Source organism: Aerococcus sp. L_32 (assembly GCF_050689315.1).
Genome location: NZ_JBOEQF010000587.1, coordinates 1 through 1078, shown reverse-complemented (window position 1 = coordinate 1078; position 1078 = coordinate 1). Strand labels below are relative to the sequence as shown.

The 1078-nt window shown below is 35.1% G+C and carries 2 protein-coding genes; both read right to left on the bottom strand.

Going from position 1 to position 1078, the window contains the following annotated elements; genetic code table 11:
* Nucleotides 1-230 (bottom strand): DegV family protein (locus ACRCJ0_RS14950; RefSeq protein WP_431390999.1); only part of this gene is annotated, 230 nt, incomplete at its 3' end.
* Nucleotides 231-253: 23 nt separating this feature from the next.
* Nucleotides 254-829, bottom strand: a complete 576-nt coding sequence (locus ACRCJ0_RS14945) for a DUF1836 domain-containing protein (RefSeq protein ID WP_016897534.1) — start codon at nt 827-829, stop codon at nt 254-256.
* Nucleotides 830-1078: the final 249 nt, after the last annotated feature.

Genomic DNA, 1078 nt, shown 5'->3' with positions numbered 1-1078 from the left:
TCTATTAAGTTTTCAAAGGCTTGAGAAATCAATTCACCACTTGGTAGGGATGTTTTCGGGATTTCCGATGCCATACGCTCAAATACTTCTTGTGGTTGAATGGTTACCCCATCCAAGTAATCGCCATCTTTAAAGGCTACATTTAAAGGTAATACTTCGATTTCAAATTTGTCGACAAACTCTTTTGGAACATCTGAACCAGAGTCCACAATAAAACCTATTTTTTCCAATTGACTACCTCCGACTATAAGGGTTATGCTTCTGTTTCTATCTCTGTGGTATCTTGATCTACAAAGGAAATAAATTTTTTCGCAAACAATAAATTAGTGATTGTTTCGCAAGCCAAATAGATAATATACTTATCAAAATCCTCTGGATCTGAATAGTCTGTTTCAATTTCGTCATCCACGGCTACATTTAAATATACATGCCCTTTTCGTTTGATGGTAATTTCTAATAAGGCACAGAATTGATTGTAGGCGTTTGAATTGCCTTGTGACTGCGCTAGAAAGATCAATACACGACGGATGTCTTGAATTGAAATTACTTCTTTAAATAAGGTAATGACGATTAAATACGCGATATGACGTTTATTGTAATGTCTCTTGATGGGCTTTGGAATTAATCCTAGTTTAACATAGTTATTGACCATTGAAGATGTCACAGGTTTCTTATCTGAAGAAAAAATTTGGAATGGTTCTAAATACTGGGTTACAACTGCAATCAGTTGGTCCATGTATAAAGGAATGTCTGTAATATCTTCCCATCTTGGCATGTTGACGTCGTCTAAACTTTTGACCCAGTTTTCAAATTCTAATTGTTTTTCCACTTATACTCACCCACTATTTCATTATGATTATATTATACCACAAAGTTATCATCACTATGAACAATAGTTTTTAAAACGAGGTATTTTATTTCGTATTCGAAAAATACAGGAAAACCACTATCGTTTTCGGTTTCTAAATGACCATTTTGGCCAGTTAATACGCGTCTTTTGACCACCTTCTTCTACTTCATCATCTAGAGAAACGCCTTGGCTAGTGTCCTTTTCTTTGGTCCACTTAGCATCTTGACC